Below are 25,114 nucleotides of genomic sequence, written 5' to 3'. Positions count from 1 at the left end.
CCAGGTGATGACCGTGCTCGCCGGACGACTCGACGTGAGGACCCGCTCCTTCTCGGTGGAGGAGGTGCCCACCCCACGTCCCGGGCCGGGGGAAGTGCTGGTCAAGGTCGAAGCCGCAGGGGTCTGCCTGTCGGACGTGCACCTGATCGACGGCACCCTCACCCCGCTCCACCTGTCCGGTGACGCCGTCACCCTCGGCCACGAGACCGCGGGCGTCGTCGCCGAGCCGGGGCGGGGCGTGACCCGGTGGCGGCCGGGGCAGCGCGTCCTGCTCCAGGCCGGTGAGGAGCGCGACGGGGTGGTGTGGACCCGCGGCGTGGACTACGACGGCGGCTGGGCGGAGTACGCGGTGGCCACGGAGTCGACGCTGGTGGAGATTCCGGACGACCTGCCGTTCGAACAGGCCGCGATCATTCCGGACGCGGTCTCCACTCCGTGGGCCGCCATCACCGCCACCGCCCGTGTCGAACCCGCGCGGCCGGTCGGTGTCTGGGGGGTCGGCGGTCTGGGCGCGCACGCCGTGCAGCTGCTCCGCCTGGTCGGAGCCGCGCCCGTCATCGCGGTCGACCCCGTCGCCGAGGCGCGCGAACGGGCCCTGGCCTTCGGCGCCGATCTCGCCCTCTCCCCGGACGATCCCGAGTTGGCCGCCCGGATGCGGGACGAGACCGGTGGCGCGGGACCGGCCGTCGCGTTCGACTTCGCCGGGGTTCCGGCGGTGCGGGAACAGGCGGTGCGGTGTCTGGGCCGGGGCGGCAGGCTGGTGCTGGTCGGCCTCACCGACAAGCCGCTGACGGTCAGTGACGGCACGACCTTCAGCTATCTCCAGCAGCAGGTACTGGGCCACTACGGCTCGGCGGACGAACACGTGGAGCAACTGGTGGAGTTGACGCGCCGGCACCGGTTGGACCTCTCGCGGTCGGTCAGCGGCGTGTTGCCGCTGACGGAGGCGCGGCAGGCGGTGGACCGGCTGTCGAACAAGGAGGGGAACCCGGTCCGGTTGCTGCTCAAGCCCTGACGCCGCGTCGGGGGCGGAGTCGGGGCTGACGTCCGGCGCCGAGCAGGGCCGGGGCTCTCCTGCCCGGCGCCGGTGGCGCGGGGTGCCGGTCCGGCACCGGTGGGGGACGGTGCCGGACCGGCGGGGAAGGGCGGCGGCCCGGGCGAGCGGGCCGCCGCGCGGTCGTCGGGGCCGCCGGGTGGATCAGCGGGTGGCCACGGCCTCCTTCTGGAAGGCGCTCAGACCGTAGGCCCAGATCCGGTCGACCCGGCTGCGCTCGGAGGCGTTGGGGTAGGCGTTGGTGCAGGACGGGCCGGGACCGCCGCCGGACATCAGCTCGCTGCACGGGCCGGAGTAGTGGTCCGGCAGGCCGAGCACGTGGCCGGTCTCGTGCGAGGTGACCCGAGTGGAGTTGTAGATCTGGTTCTGCCGGTAGTCCAGGAAGATGTAGCCGTTGCCGCGGCCGTCGGTGCTGGCGTAGGAGCCGCGCGAGTCGTTGCCCTCGTAGTAGCGGAAGTCGGCGTTGCTGCCCGAGACCAGCCGCACGTTGCTGACGGAGGAGTTCCAGATCTGGGCGCTGCGGGCTATCTCGGTCGCGAAGGAGGGTGCCCGGCTGGCGTCGTAGACGACCGTGACGGCCTGTGCGCCGGCGGTCTTCTGCTTGGCGAGCGCGGACTCCATCACGGCCTCGAAGAAGGCCCTGGTGTTGGCCTTGTCCTCGGCGGAGCCGGCGTAGGCGGCGATGGAGGCGGGGAGTCGGTCGGCGGGGGCGGGGGCCGCGGCGGCGGGGACGGCGGTGATGCTCATGGCCATGCCAAGGCCGAAGGTGAGCGAGAGCGCCAGTCTGGAGGACTTCATGTGGGGGGTCTCCTTCTCCTCTACTCGTGCTCGTCCGCGAGCCCGGACGGTCGTGCCGAGGGGGGGCGGGCCCTGCGGAAGAACCGCGAACGCCCAGAATTCTGTTGGACATCGGCGCCGTCGGGATGATGCCAACTGGCGATAGCCCCGGAGTATCACCCCCGATGCCCCGATCCGATCGCCATTGTTCCGGCACTCCGTGCCGCCGGTGGAAAGAGCCGTCGTTACTGTGGCGTTCGGCAGGCTGGTGCGGTCTGTTGGGGCGTCGTTATCCTCCCTGTGTGGAGCTCGACGTGAGGCATCTGCGCGTGCTGTGCGCCATCGCCGACACCGGCAGCGTCCGCAAGGCGGCGCTGAGCCTGGGCATGAGCCAGCCCTCCCTGACCACGCAGCTCCGCCGGATCGAGAACGCCATCGGCGGTCGACTGTTCACCCGTGAGCGCACCGGCAGCCGTCCGACGCCCCTGGGGCGCACGGTGCTCCGCCGCGCGCGTCCGATTGTCGCGGACATGGCGTCCCTGGTGAGGGAGGCCAGGAGCGCGGCGGCCCTCGACGGGGAGGCGCGGCTGAGGATCGGCAGCACCGCCAGTCGGGCCGTCGCCGGATGGCTCCGCAGACTCCGCGTCCGGTTCCCCGACACCGACACCACCCTCCACATCGACGTCTCCTCCGACGCGCTGCTCCAGACCGTCGCGGACGGGCGGCTGGACGCGGCCTTCGTCCACGAGCCGGAGGGCTTCTGGCTGCGCCTGCCGGCCGGCGTCGAGCAGCATGTGCTCGTCGACCGGGAACCGCAGTTCATCGCCCTGCCCGAGGATCACCCCCGGGCCGCCGATCCGGTGGTCGACATCGCGGACCTCGCCGGCGACCGGTGGCTCGTCGATCTCACGGCGGACGACGAGTGGGCCGCCACGCGTCGGGCCCTGGAGGTCGCCGGAGTGGAGCCGCGCATGGTCCACGTGCCGGACAACACCACCGCCGCGACGCTGATCGCCGGCGGCGAGGCGGTCAGCGTGTGCCAGCCGATATCGCAGCAGCGTCAGGGAATGGTCATCCGTCCGTTGCTCGGCGACCCCCTGGCGGTGCGCCTGTCCCTGCTGTGCCGCTCCGACGGCCGGGCCGCGGCGGAGATCGACGGGCTCTACGCCGACCTCCTGGACTCCTACGCGGAGACCGCCTGGGCCAGCCCCGTCTACCGTCGGTGGCTGTTGGGCCACGGCAGCCCACTGCCGCCGTCCCACGTCGCGCCGTCGGTGGACGGGATCGGCGGGGAGGACGGGGTCGGCGGGGTGGAGGAGGGGCCCACCGGGACGCCGGAGCGTTCCCGCGCCCCACGGGTCGTCCCGCACCGGCCCCGGCGTCCGGCCCAGCGGGCCGCCGCCGTACCGGGCACGCCCCCGCCCCGGTGAGCCGGGGCCGACCTCAGCCGGCGGGTTCGCCGGGGTCGGCGGGGTCGTCGGGAGGCGCGACATCGGCGGCACGGGAGGCGTCGGGTCCGGAGCGGTCGAAGTCCGGTGGGGGTTCGACGGTGTGGAAGCACTGGGTGCACACGTAGCCGCCCCGCGGCCCCTCCCGGACCGCCCAGCCGCACTGGTCGCAGTGCATCACGGCGATGTCGGAGGCGGGCACGCCCGAGTACGGGGGTGTCATGCGTCGCCCTCCGGTAAGGCCTCGACCCCGTGTGTGTCGCGGTTCACCGTCGACTCCCCTCCCGCCGTGCCCCGCCCGTCCGGTCGCTCGCGGCGTGGTCGGCACCACCGACCGCGGCGTGTCACGGATCACCGTAGCCCGGCGCGGGGCGGGGTGACGAGAGGGCCGCCCCCGGCCGGGCGGCGGCGGGGGAGGGGCGGGGGACCCGGCGACGGGGTGGAGGGGGCGGGGAGGACGGGAAGGGGTGTGAGCAAGGACACCCGCGGGCCACGGCCCGTGCGCGGGAGGGGAGTTGGGAAGCCGGCGGAGCCGGTGCGGGCCCGCACGACACTCCGTACCCCCGGACCTCTGTGAGGATGGATCGCCGCCGGGCCCGCGGAGCCGCGGAGTCGCCCGTCGCCGGAGAGCCCTTCCGAGCCCCGGCCCGTCCTTCCCGCCAACGGGACCCACGAACCACTCGGCCCTGCCATGCCCACCACACCGATGTCCGATCCGCCGCCCGCCGCCGGCTCCCCGACGGCGCCCGCCGCCCCCACCCTTCCCACCCGCTCCGGAGCGCGCGCCCGCCTCCCCGGGGCCGGGAGGCGGGGGAAGGGGCGGGACGCGGGCCGCTCCCCGTGGCGTTGTCTGCGTCACCCGAGCATGCGCTGGTGGTCCGCGGCCAACCTCGTCTCCAACACCGGCACCTGGATGCAGCTCACGGTGCAGAACCTGCTGGTGCTCCAGATCACGGGGTCCGCCGCGACGACCGGCCTCTCGGTGGCGGTGCAGGCCGCGCCCGGACTGCTGCTCGGGGTCGCGGGCGGGGCGGTCGTCGACTCCTGGCCCCGCAAGGTCACCGCTTCGGTGAGCCAGGCCGTGCTCGGCCTGGTGGCCCTCGTCACGGCCGCCCTGGTGGCGCTGGACCTGCTGGGCACGGGCGTGTTGATGGCGTTGGCCGCCCTCACCGGTCTGATCGCCACCGTCGACGGTCCGGCCTGCGCCCTGTTGGGCAACGACCTGGTGGAGCCGCGGGACGTCCCGTCCGCCATCGCCCTGGGGTCGATGGTGCACAGCGTCGGCCGGTTGACGGGCGCGGCCCTGGCGGGCGGGGCGGTGGCCTGGTTCGGTATCGCCGCCGCCTACGTGGCCAACGGCCTGTCGTTCCTCGCGGTCGCCGCCGTCGTCCCCTTCCTGGAGCCGGCGCGCCGCCCCGAGGACGCCCCGGCAAAGACCGAGGCGCGGACGGGACGGACGGCGGACGGCTCCCCTCCCGGCCGTGGGGCCGCCGCCCCGCGCGGGTCCGCCCGTGGGGGTTCGGCGTTCTTCCTGGGCCGGCCCCGGTTGGTGGCGCTGGCCGTGGTCACCGGGGTGAGCGCGGTCTTCGGACGGAACTACGGACTGACCCTGGCGGTCCTGGTCACCGGCCCGTTGGCCGGAGGAGCGGAGGACTTCGGCACCGTCTCCGTCGTGCTGGCCGTGGGCGGCATGGTCGGAGCCGTGGTGGCCGGACGCCTGCGCGACCCGTCGGTCCGCACGGTGGCCGCCCTGGCCGCCGCCGGGGCGCTGCTCCAGGTCGTCGCCGGGCTCGCTCCCTCCCTGCTGGTGCTGCTGGTGCTGGTGGTGCCGATGGCGGTGGTGGAGTCGGTCTCCGACACCGCGGGCGCCACCGTGCTGCAGACGGACCCGCCCGCCGCCCTGCGCGGCCGGGTGCTGGGGGTGTGGCGCAGCGTGAGCACCGGTTGGGGGCTCGTCGGGCCGCCGCTGCTCGGTGTGCTCATGGAGGCGGTGGGGGCGCGCGGTGCCCTGGTCGTGGGCGGCCTGGTCATCGCGGGCACGATCGGCGCGGGCGCGCTCTGCCACGGCCGGCGCGCCGTGTCGGCCGGGACCGCGCCCGACCGGTGGCCCGGTCCCGTCGTGGGGACCGGTGTGGCCGTCCCCGACGGTCCCGGCGGGCCCGTGCCCGCCCGGCCCGTGCCCGCCGCCGTGGTGCCGGCTCCCCGGCGGCCCGTCGAGGACGGGACTCCGAGCCCGGCCCCGGCTCCGGCTCCGGCCCTCTGACCGGGGCCGGAGCCACCGTTACCATCGAAAACGGAATCCGCCCTTTCCGATTGCGGGGCCAGTGTGTCTGTCGATCTCTCCTCCGTCATAGCCGCCACCACCCGATGGTTGGTCCGGTCCTACCCCACCGCGGGCGGGGTGCTCAGCGCCTCCCTGGTCGAGGCGCAGGCCCGGCAGGCGGTCACGGTCGCCGCGTGGCTGCGCTATCCGACGCTGCTGGACGCCGCGCTGGTCACGATGGCCGGACCGGGCGGCGCCCTGCGACTGGACCGGATCACCGGCGCGGCACCGCCCGAGAGCGCGGAGGCGGACGGCGGCCTCGGAGGTCCCGAAGGTCCCGGCGGTCCCGACGCCGCCGGCCGTGCGGCGGAGGGCTTCGGCCGTGACGGGGACGACGGGACGCCCGCCGGTCTGCCGTGGATCCCCGTGCCCCGCGAACCGGGCGAGACGGGCGGCGGCTGGCGCACCTGGGTGGACGAGGTGCTGGCCAGTTGGGCGGCCGCCCTGCTGACCTCGCCCGAGCTGGTGGACGAGGCGGTCGCCGCCGCCCTGCGCAGCGAACACGCCCGGGGGCTGCCGGTCGACTTCCGCAGACTGACCGCTCCGGACGGACTCGACCGGGAGGCCGCCCCCCTTCTGCGGCACCCCGACCTGATGGCGCCCATCGCCGATCTGCACCGTGCCGGTCTGCTGGAATGCCTCGGGGCGCACCGCGACCCGGGGGCCGTCGCGCCGGACTGACACCCCTCACGAGCGGCGCCACAGGGCCGGGGCGTTGGGCGGCTCCCAGCCGGCCTGGGAACGGTGGCCCTGGAGGCAGGTGTAGGGGGCGCCGCCGTACGCCACCCGGTCGCCGGGCCGGTAGTCGGTGCCCGCGCGCCAGGTGGCGCCGGGGTCCGGAGGCGGCGTGGTGGGCGGTGGGGTTCCCGGCACGTCGAGGACGAAGTCGAAGTCGGCCTCCTTCCCCGAACCGACCGTCCGCACGGTCATCAGCAGCGCGGGGTCGAAGATCGCGTCCGTGGCGTTGCGGGGCTCGCCGGGGAAGTAGAGCTGGGTGGTGAGCACGGGCCGACCCGGTGCCTGTGCCTTGACGTGGATGTGTCGGGTGCGCCCCGGATACAGTCCGGGGACGATCGTGGTGAGTTCGAAGGCTCCCCGCGCGTCGGTGTACTGGTGGCCGCGGAACCGGTGGCCGACGTTGTCGTAGGCCCCGTTCTCGTCCGCCTGCCAGAAGTCCAGCAGCACGTTGGCGAGCGGAGCGCAGGAGCGGCCGAAGACGTATCCGCCGACGGTCAGGGGCGTGCCCCGCGTCCCCGGCTCCACCAGCGAGGTGCGGCGCGGCGAGTTCGGCTTGAAGTACGGGCCCTCCATCTGCGGGGGCGTCGGGTCGTCCCCGTCGTCGCAGTACGGGGTCGGTGCGAGCCGTTCGCCGCGCTCCGCCGCGGGGCGCAGGGTGCGGGCCAGGGCGGGGGCACCGCCCAGCAGCAGGGGCACGGGCGCGGCCAACAGCGCGCCCTTCAGCAGGTTCTTGCGGCTGAGGGCGGGACGGTCCCGCCGTTCGTCGCCGGGCGCGCTCGGGCGGGGGGTGGTCTCGTCTGTCACGGTCTTCTCCTCGACCTCGGACACCAGGTCTGGACCTTTCGTGGGCAGATGTGAACCTACGGTGCCTTCGGGGGAGGAGCGATGGACTCGGTTCGGGGATCGTGGTGATTCGGTACGCTCCGGCCGTCCCGCTCCGCCGCGCGCGCCCGGTCGCGGAAGGAGCCCGGGGTGACACCGGTCTCACGGCGGAAGAACCGGCAGAAGTACGCCGGGTCGGAGAACCCCGTCTCCCGGGCGATCCGGCCGACGGTCAGGTCGGTGCCCACCAACAGTCGCTTGGCCTCCAGCACGCGCGCCCGCCGGAGCACCTGTCCGGGGGTGTGTCCGGTGGCGCGCTTGACCACCTCGTCGAGATGGCCCACCGAGACCCCCAGCCGTGCCGCGCACGCGCGCACCGACAGCCCGCCGGCGCCGGACCGCTCCGCCAACTCGCCGAAGGCCCGCGCCAACTCGCCGGCCCGTCCCGCGGCCCCGCTCGCGGTCCCGTCTCCCCCGGTGCCGTCCGCCGCCCGGCGGCCCGTCCGTTCCCGGACGGGGGTGGGCGCGCCGTGGGGCAGCCGACCCGCACGGACCAGGAGCACCCGGAGGTAGGACCGCAGCACCGGGACGAACCCCTCCTCCCGACGGCGGTACTCCCGCTCCATCTCGCGCAGCAGCGCCGAGAACCGCACCGCGTCGTCGGGCGCGGGACACCGCCACGGCCACTCGCGCAGCGCCCGCAGCGTCCGGCGGTCCTCCGGCCGGTCCGGCAGGAAGTCCTCGGTGAACAGCACCACCCAGCCGTCCGGCCCGGAGGCCCCGCGCCAGTGGTGCACCTGTCCGGGGGAGACCAGGCACAGGTTCGGCGGGCTCAGCGGCCAGGCCACCGTGTCCACCACGTGCGCGCCCCGGCCGCCGGTGACGTAGACGACCTCGTGGAAGACGTGCCGGTGCGGGAAGGACGCCCGGGAGAGCGGGCCGATGGTGTCGAAGGAGCCGATGGCGAAGGGCAGCACGTCGGGGGCGGGCACCTGGAGCCGGTGCAGCGGAACCGGATCGTCCGTCGCCATGCCGACTCCTTCGCGTCCTCGTCCGTGCCCCCTCGGGGAGCCCCGCGGGAGGGCCGCGCGGCACGGCGCGGCCGGTTCGGGAACGGGGTCAGCCCAGGACCGCGAAGGGCCGGGTGGCTCCCGAGAAGGAGCGGACGCCGCCCAACAGCGCCTTGGCGTCACCGTGGTAACGGACGCGGTAGCGGCCCGGGACGGCTCCGGCGGGGACGTCCCAGGTGACGGTCACCTTCGAGGCGGCGATCCCGTCGCGCTCCCAGCGCAGGGTCGTGGACCAGTCGCCGTCGTCGGCGACGGTGCGCCAGGCGCCGCCCTCGGAGCGTTCCACCCGCAGGTAGGTGCTGCCCCGGTGCGGATCGTTGCCGGGGTGGGCACCGGCGAAGACGGCGGTGACGCGTTCGCCGGCCCGGTAGCTCTCGCGCGGCTGCGTCAGCACGTCCCCGAAGGACCGCCCCACCTGCGGCGCGTCCATCACGATCGGCGGCTGGAGGGAGAGCGCCTTCCCGGTGAGGTCGGGCGGAGGGGTCCCGGTCGGCAGGTCCCGCCCGTCGCGCATGGCCCGCGCCAGACGGGCCGCCGTCTGCTGGAGCGCGGGCAGTTGCCAGCGGCCGAAGAGCGTACTGCCGCCCTCGTAGTGCTGGGCGTCGTACTCCTCGGGTGTGGTGACGTAGTGGAAGTAGGCGTTGGCGTAGCCCGCCACTAGGACGTCGTCGACCCGCGCGTCCACGATGCCGGCGACGGTGCGCCGCAGCCGCAGTCCGGCTCCGATGGTGACCTCGCCGGGGACGCCGATGAGGTACAGCCCTCCGATCCGCAGCAGTTGGAGGGGGACGACCTCCTGCACCCAGGGGTACACGCGGTTCATCTCCCCGATCGGCACGGCGATGCCCTTGGGGGCGTGGGCGTCGCGCAACTCGGGGGAGACGGTGTAGACCACCGAGTGGGAGATCGCGTCCCAGAAGGGGTTCTCGCCCTCGGTGAAGCCGGGGAAGGCCGGGCCGTCCTCCAGGCTGCCGGCCGCCATGGCGGCGCCGATCGCGGGCTTGGCGGTTCGGTGGGCGCGCCCGTCGCCGGTGAACTCCGGTTCCACGGTGACGTCGGAGAGGTCCACGTACACCAGCCGGGAGTCCACCCCTTCGGACAGTCGGGTGCCGGGACGCTCCAGTTGGCGGGCGGCGGCCTCGTACTGGCGCAGCCCGTTCGCGCGGGTGGCCGCGAAGTCCTCCGGGGTGGTCGGAGGTTCCAGGTCCAGGTTGGGGGACATGTCGCCGGCGTTGGTCTGGGCGAAGGCGCAGACCACCTCGGGGGCGTCGTCGGCGAGGTAGTCGACACCGGCCACCTCGCGCTCCCAGTGGTAGGCGGCGTAGCCCTTGTTGTCGGCGCTGATCAGCCGGTTGTCGCCGGACATGCTGGTGCAGTGGGTGGCGAACCAGTTGACCGCTCCGACCAGGCGCCCCTGTCGTTCGATCCGCAGCAGGGTGGTGAGGGGGTCGATCGCGTCGGGGAAGTGGTTCCGGATGTCGGCGGGGTTGCGGTCGAAGGCGGCGCGCGAACGGTTGACGCCGGCGCCGCGCAGCTCGCCGTGGGAGAGGGAGAGGTCGGCGGGGGAGAGGTCGGCGTGGGCCCGTCCGACGGCCTCGACGATGCCGCGCACGACCGCCTCGAAGGTCCTGGCGTGGAAACCGAGGGTGGTGACGTTGTAGAGCAGGTGGTGGGAGTAGCCGCCCGGCCCGGCGTGGGTGTGGGTGGCGGTGATCATCACGTTCCGGGCGGTGTAGAGGTCGCCGTACCGCTCGTTCAGGCGGACGAGCACCTCGCGGTGGACGCTGGAGAAGATCATCGGGGAGTCGACCACGACCAGGGCCACCCGCTGCCCGGCGGTGCCGTCGTCGGCCCGGTCGGCGATGACGAAGGCGCGGGCCCGCAGCCGGGTGTGCAGCCCCTCGGCCTGCTGGTCGGCGCGTCCGTAGCCCATCATGCCGACCTCGGCGATCTCGCCGGTGGCGTCGGCCGTCCCGCGTCCCACCAGGTGGCCGCCCCGCTCCGGGGCGGGGGGCGGGGCGGCGGCGCGGGCGGTCGCCGGTGACGGCGGAAGGCCGGTGGTCAGGCCGAGTCCGGCGGTCGCCGCCGTGGCGCGCAGCACGGTCCGGCGGCTGCTGCCGGCGCTCACGGTGGTCGCGGCGGCCGCGGTCTCCGCTCCCGCGGGCGTACCGCCCCGCTCGTCGTGGGCGTCACCGGACGGTTCGTGCCGTGGGCCTCGTGACTCGTCCACGCGCGCTCCTCACGGTCCTGTTGTGGGGGTTACCGGCGGTTCATCGACGCTCGCTGTGAGCATGACACCGGTACGCCGCACGGGCAATCCACCGGAGGGCATCGGCCGGAACCGACCGGAACCGGTCGGGGACGCGCACGGGCACCCGGCGCGACGGGGCACGGGAGCGACGCCCGGTACCGTCGGTCACCACACGTCGCCCTCGCGCCAGTCGCAGACCAGCTCGCCCGTCGGATCGAGCTCGGCCGTCACCGGCAGCACCAGGACGTACCCGTCCTCCTCCGCGGTGCGCGCCACGCCCGTGGGGGTGAGCGCCGAGGTGGGGCCCGACCACCGCAGCCACCCGCGTGCCGTGTAGAAGGGCAGGCCCTCGTCGCTGGAGCCCAGCGCCCCCAGCTCGTACGCGCCGCGCACCACCCGCTCCAGCTCCGCCATCATGGCCGCGCCGTACCCGTGCCGCCGCCGGTCGGCGCGCACCCCGACCCCCTCGACGTAACCGGTGCGCAGGGCCCGCCCGCCGTGCAGCAGACGGCGCTGGACCAGGGCGGCGTGCCCGACCAGCTCCGAGCCCTCCCGGGCCAGGGCGTGCACGCCACCCAACGAGTGCTCCCAGTCGTGGTCGTCGAAGTCGCCCTCGAACACCTCCTCCAGCAGGGAGCGTGCCGCCGTCAGCGTGTCGGCGTCCAGGTCGGCGGTGTGGGCGACACGGACGGTGAAGGAGCTGTTCGACTCGGCCATGGGGTCATGGTGACAGCACGCGCCGTCGTCCGCCGCCGATATTCCGGCGGCGGACGACGGCGCGTGGACGGGAAGGGAGTGGGGGGCCGCTCAGCGGTGCCCGTGGCCGCCGCGGCCGCGCAGCCTGCTCAGGGTCCGCTTGGCCTCGGCCCGCTTCCGGGGGTCGGAGGCCATCCTCTTGGCCTGCTGGGTCAGCCGGCGTCCCTGCGGACTGCGGGCGAACATGGCGATCTTGCTCAGAATGCCCGGCACGGTTCCTCCAGATGCTCGCGTGGGCCCGCCGCTCCGCTCGCGGCACCGACTCGACGCCACGGCGAATGCGTTCCGCACGCTCTGTGTGCTTGCTGTGCTCCTGCGCGCTGTGTCCGCTTCTACCCCGGAGCGCGCCGATGATGCCGGTCGGTCGGGCGAGGTCGCCCCACCGGGTCCGGGGCTTCGGCCCGGTCCGCTCCGCGCGTCGGGCCCCGGGCTCCCGGTGTCCGGAGCCGGCCGACCCCCTCTAGGATGACCCCAGTTCGCCGGTGGCACGGTGGGAGGGGGTACCGGTGAAGCGTCCCACGATGGTGGACATCGCCCGCCGTGCGGGAGTGACCAAGAGCGCCGTGTCCTTCGCGCTCAACGGCCGTCCGGGAGTCTCGGAGGCCACCCGGGCCAGGGTGCTGGCCATCGCGGAGGAGCTCGGCTGGCAGCCCAACAGCGCCGCCCGAGCCCTGTCGGACGGCCGGGCCGGCGCCTTCGGCCTGGTGGCGGACCGCCCGGCCCGTTCCCTGGGCATCGAGCCGTTCTTCATGCAACTGGTCTCCGGCATCCAGGGCGAACTCTCCGGGGACGGCACCTCGCTGCTGTTCACCGTCGCCTCCGACGCCGAGGCCGAGCTGGCCACCTACCGGACCTGGTGGGCACAGCGCAAGGTCGACGGCGTCTTCCTGACCGACATGCGTCTGGACGACCCCCGGGTGAGTGCCGTGGAGGAGTTGCGCCTGCCCGCCGTGGTGATCGGCGCGCCCGTCGGCTGCGGCGGCCTGTCGGCGGTGTGGAGCGACGACGCGGCGGCGGTGCGCACCGCCGTGACCCACCTCGCCGACCTCGGCCACCGCTCGATCGCCCACGTGACCGGTCCCGCCACGCTGCGGCACACCCGCATCCGCGCCGAGGCCTTCACCGCCGCGACCGCGGAACGGGGCGTCGGCGGGCGGAACGTCGAGGCCGACTACAGCGGGGAACAGGGGGCGGCCGTCACCCGCGCCCTGCTGGAGGGCGACGAGCGACCCACCGCGATCGTCTACGACAACGACGTGATGGCGGTCTCGGGCCTCAGCGCCGCCCAGAGCATGGGCGTCCGCGTTCCCGGCGAACTCTCCCTGATCGCCTGGGACGACTCCCCGCTGTGCGAACTGGTCCACCCCGCCCTGACCGCGCTGCGCCGCGACATCGCCGCCTACGGCGCCCTGGCGGCCCGCCAGTTGCGCGACGTGGCCGCGGGGTACTCCGTCGAGCACCGCCACGCCCCCGACCCGACCCTCGCCGTCCGCGACAGCACCGCCGCCCCCTCCCGGAACACCGCCGCCCGGTAGTCGCCCCCACGGGTCGGACCCGGCCCCTCCGCGTTCCGTGCGCAAGGGGCCGCCGGCCGCCGTCTCAGAGCAGCGAGGGAACGACGAACAGGAGGAAGGGAACCAGGAGGACGGCACCGGTCACGAGCAGCCCGAGCGCACACCCGTTCCCCGTGCCGTCCGTTCCGAGCAGCGAGAAGGCCACTCCCAACACGACCGCGACGAGGAGGATCCCTCCCAGCGGAATGAGCATGCCCGGTGCCATGGGGGTTGTGGTCCTCTCGTGGCCGGTCGGATGGCGGTGGCGGGTGTGGTGTGACCCACCGTCGGCGGCCGTCGGGCCGGATACGGCCGCCGCGCCCCCGCCGCGCGGCGCGAGCGGCGGGGCCCCTCTCGACTGTCCCGATCGGCCGTCCGTGAACCTGCCGACCATGATCGACCTTCCGTTGGTGTCGGGCTCCGCGACGTCTGTTCAGCAGGCCGCGCTCAGGGCCCCCTCGTCCGCCGTGCGGCAGTCGCGGCAGAGGCCGGGGGCGGCCGCGCGGAAGGCGCGTTCGCACCCGTCGCAGGTCTGGAAGGGCAGGACCACGGGTTTGGCGGGCGGCGGAGCCTGGACGGGGGCGGGGAGGGGCGGTTCGCCGAGGCGGAAGGCCAGGATGCGGGCCGGGCGGGCGACGAGCCGGTCGGGGAGGCCGGCGGTGAGCGTCTCGGTGAGCCGGGCGGGGGCCACGCCCGCCGCGAGCCACCGGGTGACGTCCGGGGCGAGCCGGGCGGCCTCGGTCTCGGAGAGGATCAGTCGGGGATCGACGGCGCGGAGGGAGGCGAGGAGCCGCACCGCGCGCGGATCGGCCTCGGCGAGTGACGTCCTGGCAGGTGGGGGAGGGGACGGCTGCGGCGACCGCACCACCGCGGGGAGCGGGGCCGGGGTCGGAGCCGGGGTCGGGTTCGGAGCCGTGGGTGTCACGTCGGCCGCCGCCCGCGGCGCCGGCACCGGTACGCGCTCGGGTGCGGGAGGGCGCCGGCGGCGGGGAGTCGGTGTGGGGTCCGGGTCGTCGTCGCCGGGCGGTACGTCGTGGAAGTACGTGCGGGTGCGGACCCGGCCGTCCGGCCCGCGTTCGCGCCGCCGCTCCAGGTAACCGGCTCCTTCCAACTCCCGCAGGGCCCGGGAGATCAGGATCTCGCCCTCGGAGAAGTGCTCGCACAGGGCGGCGATGCTCACCGGGGCGCCGTCCGGCAGGGAGGCGACGTAGGCCGCGACGCCGATGGTGACCGCGCTGCCGGGCCGTTGCACGAGCGCGTTGGCGAGGACGGTGAAGTCGGAGGTGAGGCGGGTACGGACGTGGATCACGCCGGAGGTCGGAGTTCCGGCGCGGGTGCGCGAAGGCGCGCTAAACTGCGGGCCAGCCATCGGGAAGGTCTCTTCTTCCTGATCGGTGAGGCCCTCGGACCGGGATGGCAGTCCCGACCGGGGGCCGCAACTTTTTGCGGTTGTCGCGGTGAACGTAACCGCCCGCTTCTCAAACCCGCAAGCTCGTCACCCGTACGGGTGGTGAGGGGGAGGGTGGGTGGGAGGGAGGTTCTTTCTCCCGGTCCTTTGGGGGAGTTCGTGGCCCGCCGGACCCTCGCGAACGAGGGTCCGGCGGGGCCGGGGGACCGCCGCGTACCGATCCCCGGACCGTTCAGGAGCGGTGACGGTCCTTCAAGCCGCCGGTGAAGGAGGCCCAGGAAGCCGCCGGAAAGACCAGCACCGGGCCGTCGGGAGCCTTGCTGTCACGGACGGGGACGCTGCCGGGGAAGCCGTCGGCCACCTCGACGCAGTCGCCACCCGCCTGGTTGCTGTAGCTGCTGACGCGCCAGTCTGCGCCGTCGAGGTCGGGACGGGACGCTCTCTCCATGGTTGCCCTCCAGCGCTGATCGGATCATGTCGAGCGACATGAGCGGAGGCAGGGCCGCCGCCCGCAGCCGATCGTAGATCCCCGCGTAACGTTCGACCTCGGTCGGTTCCTCGATGAGTCGGCCGTAATCGGCGCCTTCCGTGTAGGCGACCTCGGTGCCGTCCGGCAAGGTCAGCACGGTCAGGGACCCGCCCATCGCGCCGTGCCCGCCCTGGTCGAACGGCAGCACCTGCACGGTGATGTGGGGCTCCGCCGCCGCCTTGAGCAGCCGGAGCAACTGGTCGCGCAGGACACCCCGGCCGCCGACCGGCCGCCGCAGCACCGCCTCGTCCAGAACGACCCACAGTTCGGGGCGGGCGGGCGAGCGGAGCCGGTCCTGTCGTGCCAACCGCGCGGCGACCCTCTCCTCCAACTGCTCGCCGCTCTCAAGGAGGACGTCGAGGCCGAGGACGGCCCGTGCGTAGCCCTCGGTCTGGAGCAGACCGGGCACCACGTGCGCCGCGTACTGCCCGATGCGCACCGCTCGTTCCGAGAAGGCGATGAACCTCCGCGACCAGTTGGGGAACGCCTCCCGGTGGACGTACGGCAGCAGATCGACCAGAAGACCGTCCGCGCCGAGGGCGTCGTCGAGCGCACGCGCCAACTCCAGCGTCGGTCTGGCGCCCAAGGCCCGCTCGATCTGGGCGATCCGGCTGCCGACCACGTACGCCTTCTCGCCCAGTTCGGCCTGGGTGAGCCCGGCGGCGGTGCGGAGTCTGCGGACCCGCGACCCGAACAGCGCCGCCATCGACGAGTGGGGATCGATCTCCTTGGCCACGACGTCCCTTTCGTTTTCTTACGGACCGAGGGATAAGACTTCGTCCCCTTCCGAGCCTAGGCACGCGGGTCCATCCTTGTGCACTGAACGTGATGGTCCGCGTACGGTGCGGATCGCGAGGAAGTGAGGGACGCCGCCGTGTTGATGACGACCGCCGTGCCGGACGAGGAGCCGCGACCACGACAGCGACGACCACGACCGGCCCCGGGAAGGCCCGCCCGGTCCGAACCGTCCGTCCTCACCGGGCAGTTCACCTCGTCACCCAAGGGGGCCCGGCTCGCCCGGCGCTTGGCGGTGAAGCGGATGGACGAGTGGGGATGGCCGCCGGAGTCGGAGGACTCGTGCACCGTCGCCCTGCTGGTGGGCGAGTTGACCGCCAACGCGGTGCGGCACGGCCGTGTGCCCGGCCGCGACTTCCGTCTCCGCCTGACGTACGAGGCACCGGCGGGCACCGTGCGCGTCGAGGTCTCCGACGCCTCGTCCGACCGGCCCCCCATCGAGCCGTTCGACCCGTCCTGCGACGACGAGTCGGGACGCGGCCTGTACCTGGTGGACGTGCTGGCCGACCGCTGGGGCGTGGCTCCCCGTGAGCCCGCCGGGAGCGTCGGCAAGACGGTCTGGGCCGAGGCGACGGTGGCGCCACCCGCCGTGACCGCGGCGCGGACCGACTGACCGGCGTCCCGACGCCGGGGGTCCGGCCCCGGTCGACCGAGGACCGGGGCCGGGCCGTGCCGGTGCGCTCGGCGGCCGCGGACGGACCGGACGGGGCCCCGGTCCTCCGGCCGCCGCGGCTCAGACGCCGGTGGCGCCGTCGATGCGCTCCCGGATCAGGTCCGCGTGGCCGTTGTGGCGGGCGTACTCCCCGACCATGTGGATCAGGATCCAGCGCAACGACACCCTCCGCTCCCCGCCGAGGTGCCCGCTCTCGGCCTCCGGAAGCAGCCCGAAGTCGTCCGGCGAGGCCCCGGCGACCAGTTCGCGGCTGCGCGCCACCTGGGCCCGCCAGGTGGCCAGCGCCTCCTCGATCCCCTGGTCCGGGGCGAGGTCGAACCCGCTCTCCGTGCCCTCCCCGTACAGCCACGGCACATCGGACCCCGCGAAGATCCGCTGGAACCAACTGCGTTCGACCTCCGCCATGTGACGGACCAGACCCAGCAGCGTCATCGACGACGGCGGCACCGACGCCCGACGCGCCTGGTCGTCGTCCAGGCCCGAGCACTTCATCTCCAGGGTCGCGCGGGCCAGGTCCAGCCAACCCTCCAGGGTGGCGCGCTCGTCGGCGTGCGGGGGTGGTACGGGACGCCCGTCCGGCAGTGTGGTCATCGGTGCTTCCTCCTTCGTCGGGAACGGGAGTCGGAGGGGTCGGGACGGTCCTGGCCGTCTCCGGCCCGGCGGACGTCCCCACCGGACGGTGCCGGCGGGGAGCGCCACGCGACGCATGGTGCCGGCCGGCATCGGCGTGCCGCGATCGTTTCCGCCGCGTGCCGCCCGTCGGCCCCGCCGTCCGTCTCGTCCGTCCCGGGCGTCAGGAGGTGTAGAGCGCCTCGATCTCCGCCGCGTACCTCTTCGCGATCGCGCCGCGCCGCAGCTTCAGCGACGGTGTGACCAGGCCGTCGGCCGTGTCGAACTCGGCGGGCAGGATGCGGAACCTGCGGATGGACTCGGCCCGCGACACGGCGCTGTTGGCCCGGGACACCGCCCGCCGGATCTCCGCGTGCAGGTCCTCGTCGAGGAGCACCCCGCCGGCGTCGGACGGCCGCCGGCCGCGCAGCCGGGCCCAGTGCTCCAGCGCCTCCGGGTCCAAGGTGACCAACGCCGCGACGTAGGGGCGGTTGTCGCCGACCACCAGGCACTGCGAGACCAGGGGATGGGCGCGCACGCACTCCTCCAACACCTGCGGGACGACGCTCTTGCCGCCGCTGGTGATGATGACGTCCTTCTTCCGCCCGGTGATGACCAGGTAGCCCTCGTCGTCCAACCGCCCCACGTCGCCGGTGGCCAGCCACCCGTCGCGCAGCACCGCCCCGGTGGCCTCCGGGTCGTCCAGATAACCGGCGAAGACGACGTCGCCGCGCACCCGGATCTCCCCGTCGCGGGCGATGCGAACGGCGTGTCCGGGCAGCGGACGGCCCACGGTGCCGTACCGGACGCGTCCCAACGGCTGCCCGGTCACCGCGGCGGTGGTCTCGGTGAGGCCGTAACCGTCGTAGACGGTGATCCCGGCTCCCGCGAAGGCCAGGCCCAGCTCGCGCCGGAGCGTCGAGCCGCCGGACACGGCGTACCGCACGCGCCCGCCCAGCACCGCCCGCAGCCTGCGGTACACCAGACGGTCGAAGACGGCGTGCGAGGCCCGCAGGGCCGGGCCGGGGCCGGGGCCCTCCTCCAGGGCGCGCCGCTCGGTGGCCTCGGCGTACCGCACCGCGACGGCCATCGCCCGGTCGAAGAGGTCGGCCTTCCCCGCCTCCGCCGCCACCTGACGGGCCCGGCGGAAGACCTTCTCGAAGACGTAGGGCACCGCGAAGACGAAGGTGGGGCGGAAGGAGGCGAGGGCGGGCAGCAGCGCGGCGGGGGAGATGTCGGGCTGGTGTCCCAGCAGCACGCGGTGGCGCAGGCAGAACACCTGCACCATCAGGCCGTAGACGTGCGACAGCGGCAGGAAGGCGAGGATCGAGGGCCGCTCGTCGGGCCGGGCCAGGAGTTCGGACCAGCCGGCGAACAGGATGTCGCACTCGGCCGCCAGGTTGGCGTGGGTGATCAGACACCCCTTGGGACGCCCGGTGGTGCCGGAGGTGTAGGCGATGACGGCGGTCGAATCCGGTGTCACCGCGCGGCGGTGGCGGTGCACCAGGTCGTCGGGGACGTCGTGCCCGCGCTCGGACAGCCGGCGCACGCAGCCGGCGTCGAGCTGCCAGATGGCGCGCAGCGACGGCACCTCGTCACAGACCGCGCCCACCGTCATGGCGTTGTCCTCGTCCTCGACGACGATGGCCACCGTGCGCGAGCCGGACAGGATGCGGCGCACCTGCTCGGCGGAGGAGGTCGGGTAGACGGGCACGACCTCCGCGCCGACCGTCCACAGCGCGTAGCAGAACAGCGTCCACTCGTAGCGCGGCGGGGCCATCACCGCGACCCGGTCGCCGAACCGCACGCCCTCGGCCAGCAGCCCCCTGGCCAGCGCCAGCACCTCGTCCCGGAAGGCGGCGGCGGTGACGGTGGCCCACTCGCCGTCCGGCTCCTCGCGGCGGGCGAGTTGGAGGAGACCGGGATCGCTCTCGGCCGTGGCGTGGACGGAGTCCGCCAGGCCTCCCGTCCTCACCGGTTCCACCAGGGGCGGAAGGCTGAAATCGCGCACGGCATCCCCCTCGACGTACTGTGCCGTGCCGCGTTCGTGCGGCAGGGAGCGAAAAATACCGTTCCGTGTTCGCGCTGCCTAGTGGTGTGGTCGGAATCAGCCATTCCATGGAAGGCGGCTGGTCGTGGAGGCTTGGTGAGACACCCTTGCGGTGCGGGGGCCGCCGGGCGTTGCATCGGACGCATGCGATCCGGACACCACCGGCACGACCAGGGGACACCGTCCGAGCCCACCGGGGCGTCCGACGCCGTCTCCCCCTCCCCGCCCGCGTCCGGTGCGGGGCCCGCCCCCGGCCGGGAGCGTGGCGCTCGTCGGGCCGTCACCCTCTTCCCGTTGCTCGTGCTGCTGGCCGGCGCGGTCGGACTGCTGCGTCCGTCGTCCGTCGAGGGCTGGGCGCCCTCGGTGCCGTACCTGCTGGGCGTGGTGATGTTCGGCATGGGCCTGACGACGACCCCGCCGGACTTCAGGGGCGTGCTGCGGCGCCCCCGGGCGGTCACGACGGGCCTGGCCGCCCAGTACGTGGTCATGCCGCTGCTGGGCTGGCTGATCGCCGAGGCGCTCGGGCTCCCCCCGGAGTTGGCCGCGGGCGTGATCCTGGTGGGGTGCGCGCCCGGTGGCACGGCGTCGAACGTGGTGACGTACCTGGCGCGCGGCGACGTGGCCCTGTCGGTCTCCCTCACCAGCGTCTCCACCGTCCTGTCGCCGCTGCTGACGCCCGCGCTGACGCTCCTGCTGGCCGGTGAGTTCCTGCCGGTGGACACGGGGTCGATGACGGGCTCCATCCTCAGGACCGTGCTGCTGCCGGTCCTCGCCGGCCTGGTGGTGCGGCTGGTGGCGGGACGCCTGGTCGAGCGGGCGCTGCCGGTGTTGCCGTGGGTGTCGGTGGCGGCCGTCGGGGTCATCGTGGCGATCGTGGTGGCGGGCAGCGCCGGCGCCGTCAGGTCGGCGGCGGCGACGGTGTTCGTGGCGGTGGTCCTGCACAACGGCCTCGGGCTGGCCCTCGGCTACGCGGTGGGCCGGTTCGGCGGCCTGGGGGAGTCCGCGGGACGTGCGCTGACCTTCGAGGTCGGGATGCAGAACTCCGGCCTGGCCGCCTCGCTGGCGGCGGCGCACTTCAGCCCGGCGGCGGCCCTGCCCGCCGCGGTGTTCTCCGTCTGGCACAACGTCTCGGGCGCCCTGGCCGCCGCGTGGTTCTCCCGCCGTGGCGCCGGGGGGCGACACCGGGGCGACACCGGGGGCGGGCCGGCCCCGGACGGGGGCCCGGCCGCGCGGTGACGGTGTGGACTCCGGCGTGTTCACGCGGAGTTCGACCGGCGGGACGCGGGACGTCGGGTGCGCGCCATAGTCCACACGCATCCCGTCATCGTCCACAGAGGGGTTCCTAGCATCGACGTGAGCCGCCGTGCGGAGGCCGCACGTACGTACGTGAGCGTGTCCCGAAATCCCCCCTCACTGGATGGAGCACCCCATGCGCAGGACGAGCGCACGCTTCAAGCTGGTCGGTGCCGTGGCCGTGGCCGCGGCCGCCCTGACCCTCACCGGTGCCAACGCGCCGACCGGCGTGGCCGCGGAGGCCGAGACACCGAGCCCGTCGGCCGCCGACCGGCCCATGGGCTTCGGAGCTGGCACCACCGGCGGCACGGGCGGGGCCACCGTCACCGTGACGAACGCCGACCAGTTCGTCGACGCCGTACAGAGCGACGGGCCGCTGGTGGTCCGGGTCAACGGCACCATCGACCTGGACGGCATGACCAAGGTGGCGTCGAACAAGACCGTCGTCGGCGTGGGCACCTCCGGGAGGATCACCGGCAGCGGGCTGAACATCAGCAAGGTCAGCAACGTGATCATCCGGAACCTGACCTTCAAGGGCTCGGACGACGACGCGATCAACGTCCAGTACTCCACCCGGGTCTGGATCGACCACAACGACATCTCCGACGCCAACGACGGCGCCCTGGACATCAAGCGCGCCTCGGACCACATCACCGTCTCGTGGAACCGCGTCCACGACCACGACAAGACGTTCCTGCTCGGCCACTCCGACAGCAACGGCGGCGAGGACTCCGGCAAACTGCGAGTGACCTACCACCACAACTGGTTCGACGGGACCAACCAGCGCCACCCGCGGGTGCGCTTCGGCAACCCCGTCCACGTGCTGAACAACTACTACAGCAACATCGGCGACTACGGCGTGGCCTCCACCGAGAACGCCGGCGTGCTGGTCGAGGGGAACTACTTCGAGAACGTCGAGGACCCCTTCCACCTCGGTGAGGGCTCCTCCGACCCCGGCTCCCTCCAGGCCAGGAACAACCACTTCGTCAACTCCGGCCGGGGCGAGACGGGCGGATCCGTCGCCTCCATCCCCTACGGCTACACGGCCGACAACGCCGCCGACGTCAAGTCGATCGTGCGCGCGGGCGCGGGCGTCGGAAGGATCTGAACCGACCGCACGAACCGCACCCACCCACCGTCCGGGCAGGGCAGACGCACCGTCTGTCTTGCCCGGACGCGTACCCGCCGCTATCGTCCTGCGACCCGGCGGAAGACGCCGTGCGGCGGGGGGCCGTTTCCGAGCGACGAGCGGAGGCAGTCCCATGGCGGAACGCGGAGCCGTACCGGAGCGATCCGAGGAGGACGAAGGTCCAAACGGGACGGGGGACTCCCCGGCGCCGGGGACGCGGAGACCCCGCCCCACCATCGGACTGGTCACCGCCAACATCCACCTGGGCGTCGGCGCCACCCTGTGGGCCGGGGTGCTGACGGCGGCCGAGCGCAACGACGTCAACGTGATCTGCCTCCCCGGCGGACCGCTGCGCCCGACCGGGACACCGCGCACCGTGCTGTACGACCTGATCGGCCCCGAACGCCTGGACGGCGTCATCTGCTGGACCTCCACACTCGGCCTGCCCGCCGCGGGCGACGACGAGCGGGCGGCCCGACTGGTGAGGAGACTGGGCAGGTTACCGGTCGTCAGCCTCAACCGGCCCCTGGAGGGCCACGCCGACCACGACACCCTGCGGCTGGACGGTTACACGGGCATGCGGGCGGCCGTCGGTCACCTGGTGAGGGAGCACGGTCGCCGCAGGCTCGCCTGTGTGCGCGGCCCCCTGGCCAACCCCGTCTCCCGGGACCGTTACCGCGCCTACACCGACGCCCTGACCCGCCACCGCATCCCCGACGACCGCTCCCTGGTCGTGCCCTCGACGGACTTCGGCGGCGGAGCCGGCGCCGCGGCGATGCGGGTGCTGGTCGACGTCCGCGGACTGCGTCCGGGCCACGACTTCGACGCGGTGGTCGCGTGCAGCGACATGCTGGCCGCCGACGCCCTGCGGTTCCTGACGGGGCGCGGGGTGCGCGTGCCCGAGGACGTGGCGGTCGTCGGCTTCAACGACTCGCTGGAGGCCCGGCTCGCCGACCCGCCGCTGACCTCGGTGGCGCTGCCCTTCGCCGAACTCGGCGCGCTGGCCGTGGACACCCTCCTGGCCCGGCTGCGGGGCACCGCGCCGCCCGCCCGCAGGGCGGTGTCGGGCACCCTCGTCGTCCGCCGCTCCTGCGGGTGCCACTCGCCCCTGGTCGCCCAGGGGGACGGGAGCGGGACACGGACGACGGAGACGGGCGAGGCCGTGGAGCGCGCCGGGAACCTCTTCCCCGAACTCGCGGAGACCGGCGGGGAACTGACCGGGGCGTTACGCGCCGACCTCGGCGGCGCTCCGGGACGGGGTGAGGGGACCGGCGGCTTCCTGCGTCTGGTCGAGCGGTTGGTGGGGGAGCGCATCAGGGATCCGGAGGACGCGGCCGTCTGGGACCGCGCCCTGCTGCGGGCGCGGGAGTTGGCCGCCCCCGGGCTGCCCCCCGGGGAGAGGACCGCGGTCGAACGGCTGCTGGGGCAGGCCCGACTGATGGTGGCCGACAAGGTCCACCGGCTGTTGGAGTACGAGCGCTGGGCGGAGCAGCAGGACGCCCGGAGACTGCGCGCCCTGGGCACCGCCCTGACCACCGTGGTCGACATGGACGCGCTCACCGGGACGTTGGCCCGCCACCTGCCGGGCACCGGGGTGCCGGGATGTCGCCTGGTGCTCCACGAGCCCGGCGGGCGGGTCACGGGAGGCGAGGGGCGTGCCCTGGTGCGCGTGGTGCCCGTGCCCGGCGAGGGCACCGCCCCCGCACCCGGAAGCCTCGGCGGAGGCGCCGGCACCGACGGCGGAGACATCGACCGCGACGGTGGCCTCGACGCCCCCTACCCCGCCGAACTCCTCCTCCCCGACCGTCTGCTGCCACGGGACCGCCGCTTCACCCTGGTCGTCGAGCCCCTCCACATCGGCGACGAGCAACTCGGTTTCGCGGTCTTCGACGACGGCCCCCACGGCGACCCGGGCGACGGTCCCGGCATCCGACCCGGTGGGGGAGGAGACGGAGGCGCCGCCCGCCGGGGCGCCCTCCACCGGGCGCTGGGCGACCAGATCAGCGCGGCGCTCAAAGGCATCCGACTCTTCGACGAGGTGCGCCGCGCCCGTGACGTCGCCGAACAGGCCAGCAGGCTCAAGACCCGGCTGCTGGACAACGCCACCGACGAGCTGCGCACCCCCGTCGAGGAGATCCTGCGGCACACCCGACCCGTCACCTCCGCGACCGCGCCCGAGGAGGCCGCCGCCGCGCTCCGCCGCGCCCACGAGGACGCCGGACGCCTGCTGCGCCTGATCGACGACCTGCTGGACCTGTCCCGCTCCGAGATCGACGCCCTCGACCTGTCCCGACGGCTGGCCGACCCCCGCCCGGTCCTCGTCGACGCGTTCCACAGCGTCGCCTGGCGCCGCCCCGCCGAAGCCCACTGGCAACTGGCCCTGCCCCGCAGAATGCCCGTCGTAAGGGTCGACACCGCCCGGCTCCGCCAGATCGTCCTCAACCTGCTGACGGCCGCCGCCGCGCGCCCGACGGACGGTGGCGGACGGCTGCGGCTCACCGCCGAGGTCCTGCCCGCCCTGCTGCGCGTCCGCGTCTCCGCCACGGGCCTGCGCCTGCCGCCCGGCGAGGCCGAGCACCTCTTCCAGCCCTTCGCCTCCGGCGAGCCCGGATCGCGCCTCGGTCTGGCCATCGCCCGGCGGCTGGCCGTCCTGCACGGCGGATCGGTCACCTTCGACCGAGGCCCCGCCGGCGGCGGCTTCCGGCTGGACCTGCCGCTGCCCACCCCCGTGGAACCCTCCGGGCCCGCCCTCGGCGCCCCGCCCGGCTCCGGCCGCACCGTCCTGGTCGCCGCGGCCGCCGCGCCACCTCCGGAAGTCGCCGCCCTGGCCCGACGGCTGGAGCTGCGGCTGCGCCACCTCGGCCCGGACGACGACGTGGCCGCGCTGGTGGCCGAGGGCAGGCCCGCCGCCGTCGCCTGGGACGCCGAGGGCGCCCGACCACAGGAATGGGCGTCCGTGCAGAAGCTGCACGACCACCCGGCGCTCCGCCACACCCCCTTCCTCCTCTACGGCCCCGTCACCGGACCCGACCTGGACCGGGCGCTGCGCGCCCTGCGGCCACCCGGGCTGACCGCCCCGGCGGTGGTCGTGGACGGCTCGGAGGAGCGCCGGGAGGTGTGGCGGCGCCTGGTGGCCTCGGCGCTGCCCGGCCGCACGGTGCGCACCGCCGCCGACGGCACCTCGGCCCTGACCCTGCTCGCGGAGGAAACCCCCGGTCTGCTGGTCGTGTCCCGACGGCTGCCCGACATGGACGGCATCGACGTCGCCGAGGCGATGCGCGACGGAGCGGGACGTTCCGGCATCCCGGTCCTGGTGGTCGGCGACGGCGGGTTCACCGCCGCCGACGTACGCCGCGCCGAACCGCACCCGGGAATGGTGTTCGTGGGCCACGGCATCCTCACCGAGGAGGAGACGACCGCCCTGCTCTCCGCCCTGGCCCGGCGGTCCGAACCGGGCTGCTCCCGCACCGGGGAACCGGTCCGTCGGGCCCTGGCCTACCTCGAACAGCACTACCGCCACCGCATCTCCCGCTGGCAGGTGGCGCAGGCCGCCGGAGTCAGCGAGGACCACCTCAGCAGGCTCTTCCACCGGGAGTTGGGGCTGCCCCTGTGGGAGTACCTCACCCGGCTGCGCGTCCACCGGGCCAAGGAACGGCTGCGGCACAGCGGCGACAGCGTCCAGGCGGTGGCCCGCGCCGTCGGCTTCCACGACCGGGCGTACTTCAGCCGGGTCTTCCGCAAGGTCACCGGCGTCGCGCCGCACGCCTACCGGGAGGCGTCGTAGCGTCCGCCACCGGCCTCGACCCGGCCGCCGGCAATGCGTTCGACAACCGTGC

At 74.3% G+C, this 25,114-nt stretch carries 22 protein-coding genes; 9 read left to right on the top strand and 13 right to left on the bottom strand.

Features of this window, described 5'->3' with window-relative positions:
- Window positions 1–4 precede the first annotated feature (4 nt).
- On the top strand, window positions 5–1,015 hold the full coding sequence (locus tag F0L17_RS02315) for a zinc-binding dehydrogenase (RefSeq protein ID WP_162465682.1): 1,011 nt from the start codon (window positions 5–7) through the stop codon (window positions 1,013–1,015).
- Window positions 1,016–1,198: 183 nt separating this feature from the next.
- On the opposite strand, the gene snpA is transcribed toward F0L17_RS02315, so the two are convergent.
- Window positions 1,199–1,852 (bottom strand): snapalysin, encoded by a 654-nt coding sequence (gene snpA / locus F0L17_RS02310; RefSeq protein ID WP_155069629.1) that lies wholly within the window; start codon window positions 1,850–1,852, stop codon window positions 1,199–1,201.
- A gap of 293 nt (window positions 1,853–2,145) precedes the next feature.
- On the opposite strand from snpA, the gene F0L17_RS02305 reads away from it, so the two are divergent.
- The gene (locus tag F0L17_RS02305; protein ID WP_420802460.1) at window positions 2,146–3,261 is read left to right on the top strand and encodes a LysR family transcriptional regulator; all 1,116 of its coding nucleotides are present in this window, start codon (window positions 2,146–2,148) and stop codon (window positions 3,259–3,261) included.
- A gap of 13 nt (window positions 3,262–3,274) precedes the next feature.
- Here F0L17_RS02305 and F0L17_RS02300 read toward each other — a convergent pair whose 3' ends face one another.
- Complete coding sequence (locus F0L17_RS02300) at window positions 3,275–3,502, bottom strand: hypothetical protein (RefSeq protein ID WP_155069627.1); 228 nt, start codon at window positions 3,500–3,502, stop codon at window positions 3,275–3,277.
- 642 nt (window positions 3,503–4,144) lie between these two features.
- On the opposite strand from F0L17_RS02300, the gene F0L17_RS02295 reads away from it, so the two are divergent.
- Window positions 4,145–5,542, top strand: a complete 1,398-nt coding sequence (locus tag F0L17_RS02295; RefSeq protein ID WP_238419237.1) for an MFS transporter — start codon at window positions 4,145–4,147, stop codon at window positions 5,540–5,542.
- Between the two features lie 63 nt (window positions 5,543–5,605).
- Window positions 5,606–6,283 (top strand): hypothetical protein, encoded by a 678-nt coding sequence (locus F0L17_RS26935; protein ID WP_155069625.1) that lies wholly within the window; start codon window positions 5,606–5,608, stop codon window positions 6,281–6,283.
- 6 nt (window positions 6,284–6,289) lie between these two features.
- On the opposite strand, the gene F0L17_RS02285 is transcribed toward F0L17_RS26935, so the two are convergent.
- The 5 genes from F0L17_RS02285 to F0L17_RS26930 form a co-directional block, all read right to left on the bottom strand.
- The gene (locus F0L17_RS02285) at window positions 6,290–7,144 is read right to left on the bottom strand and encodes a dioxygenase family protein (RefSeq protein WP_162465681.1); all 855 of its coding nucleotides are present in this window, start codon (window positions 7,142–7,144) and stop codon (window positions 6,290–6,292) included.
- 56 nt (window positions 7,145–7,200) lie between these two features.
- Window positions 7,201–8,193: an AraC family transcriptional regulator gene (locus tag F0L17_RS02280; RefSeq protein WP_238419235.1), complete on the bottom strand. Its 993-nt coding sequence runs from the start codon at window positions 8,191–8,193 to the stop codon at window positions 7,201–7,203.
- Window positions 8,194–8,281: 88 nt separating this feature from the next.
- The gene (locus tag F0L17_RS02275; RefSeq protein WP_162466723.1) at window positions 8,282–10,360 is read right to left on the bottom strand and encodes a neutral/alkaline ceramidase; all 2,079 of its coding nucleotides are present in this window, start codon (window positions 10,358–10,360) and stop codon (window positions 8,282–8,284) included.
- Between the two features lie 288 nt (window positions 10,361–10,648).
- Window positions 10,649–11,200 carry a GNAT family N-acetyltransferase gene (locus F0L17_RS02270; RefSeq protein WP_155069620.1) on the bottom strand — a complete coding sequence of 184 codons (552 nt, stop codon included), beginning with the start codon at window positions 11,198–11,200 and terminating at the stop codon, window positions 10,649–10,651.
- Window positions 11,201–11,290: 90 nt separating this feature from the next.
- Complete coding sequence (locus F0L17_RS26930; protein ID WP_155069618.1) at window positions 11,291–11,452, bottom strand: hypothetical protein; 162 nt, start codon at window positions 11,450–11,452, stop codon at window positions 11,291–11,293.
- Between the two features lie 293 nt (window positions 11,453–11,745).
- On the opposite strand from F0L17_RS26930, the gene F0L17_RS02260 reads away from it, so the two are divergent.
- Window positions 11,746–12,774: a substrate-binding domain-containing protein gene (locus tag F0L17_RS02260; RefSeq protein ID WP_162465680.1), complete on the top strand. Its 1,029-nt coding sequence runs from the start codon at window positions 11,746–11,748 to the stop codon at window positions 12,772–12,774.
- Window positions 12,775–12,838: 64 nt separating this feature from the next.
- Here F0L17_RS02260 and F0L17_RS02255 read toward each other — a convergent pair whose 3' ends face one another.
- The 4 genes from F0L17_RS02255 to F0L17_RS02245 all read right to left on the bottom strand — a co-directional run bounded on the left by F0L17_RS02255 (window position 12,839) and on the right by F0L17_RS02245 (window position 15,435).
- The gene (locus F0L17_RS02255; RefSeq protein ID WP_155069616.1) at window positions 12,839–13,018 is read right to left on the bottom strand and encodes a hypothetical protein; all 180 of its coding nucleotides are present in this window, start codon (window positions 13,016–13,018) and stop codon (window positions 12,839–12,841) included.
- A 207-nt stretch (window positions 13,019–13,225) separates the two neighbouring features.
- Entirely contained in the window at window positions 13,226–14,161 is a 936-nt protein-coding gene (locus F0L17_RS26925; RefSeq protein WP_238419233.1) for a hypothetical protein, read from the bottom strand.
- Window positions 14,162–14,432: 271 nt separating this feature from the next.
- The gene (locus tag F0L17_RS27360) at window positions 14,433–14,561 is read right to left on the bottom strand and encodes a DUF397 domain-containing protein (RefSeq protein ID WP_338017921.1); all 129 of its coding nucleotides are present in this window, start codon (window positions 14,559–14,561) and stop codon (window positions 14,433–14,435) included.
- A complete protein-coding gene (locus F0L17_RS02245; RefSeq protein WP_155073041.1) occupies window positions 14,524–15,435 on the bottom strand; it encodes a helix-turn-helix domain-containing protein in 912 nt (303 codons plus the stop codon). Before F0L17_RS02245 ends, F0L17_RS27360 begins: the two co-directional genes overlap by 38 nt.
- Window positions 15,436–15,768: 333 nt before the next feature.
- On the opposite strand from F0L17_RS02245, the gene F0L17_RS02240 reads away from it, so the two are divergent.
- Window positions 15,769–16,137, top strand: a complete 369-nt coding sequence (locus F0L17_RS02240) for an ATP-binding protein (protein WP_420802369.1) — start codon at window positions 15,769–15,771, stop codon at window positions 16,135–16,137.
- 120 nt (window positions 16,138–16,257) lie between these two features.
- On the opposite strand, the gene F0L17_RS02235 is transcribed toward F0L17_RS02240, so the two are convergent.
- Together F0L17_RS02235 and F0L17_RS02230 are read right to left on the bottom strand one after the other, a co-directional pair.
- A complete protein-coding gene (locus F0L17_RS02235; protein WP_155069613.1) occupies window positions 16,258–16,788 on the bottom strand; it encodes a DinB family protein in 531 nt (176 codons plus the stop codon).
- Between the two features lie 202 nt (window positions 16,789–16,990).
- Window positions 16,991–18,817, bottom strand: coding sequence for an AMP-binding protein (locus tag F0L17_RS02230; RefSeq protein ID WP_162465679.1), 1,827 nt, complete (start codon window positions 18,815–18,817; stop codon window positions 16,991–16,993).
- A 183-nt stretch (window positions 18,818–19,000) separates the two neighbouring features.
- Here F0L17_RS02230 and F0L17_RS02225 point away from each other — a divergent pair, with 183 nt between their 5' ends.
- From F0L17_RS02225 to F0L17_RS02215, 3 genes are all read left to right on the top strand, one after another.
- On the top strand, window positions 19,001–20,092 hold the full coding sequence (locus tag F0L17_RS02225) for a bile acid:sodium symporter family protein (RefSeq protein ID WP_155069609.1): 1,092 nt from the start codon (window positions 19,001–19,003) through the stop codon (window positions 20,090–20,092).
- A 193-nt stretch (window positions 20,093–20,285) separates the two neighbouring features.
- The gene (locus F0L17_RS02220; RefSeq protein ID WP_155069606.1) at window positions 20,286–21,257 is read left to right on the top strand and encodes a pectate lyase family protein; all 972 of its coding nucleotides are present in this window, start codon (window positions 20,286–20,288) and stop codon (window positions 21,255–21,257) included.
- Between the two features lie 154 nt (window positions 21,258–21,411).
- Entirely contained in the window at window positions 21,412–25,062 is a 3,651-nt protein-coding gene (locus F0L17_RS02215) for a substrate-binding domain-containing protein (protein ID WP_155069604.1), read from the top strand.
- Window positions 25,063–25,114: the final 52 nt, after the last annotated feature.

This window comes from Streptomyces taklimakanensis (assembly GCF_009709575.1).
GTDB classification, from domain to species: Bacteria; Actinomycetota; Actinomycetes; order Streptomycetales; family Streptomycetaceae; genus Streptomyces; species Streptomyces taklimakanensis.
This window is presented reverse-complemented; position numbering and strand designations above follow the sequence as displayed.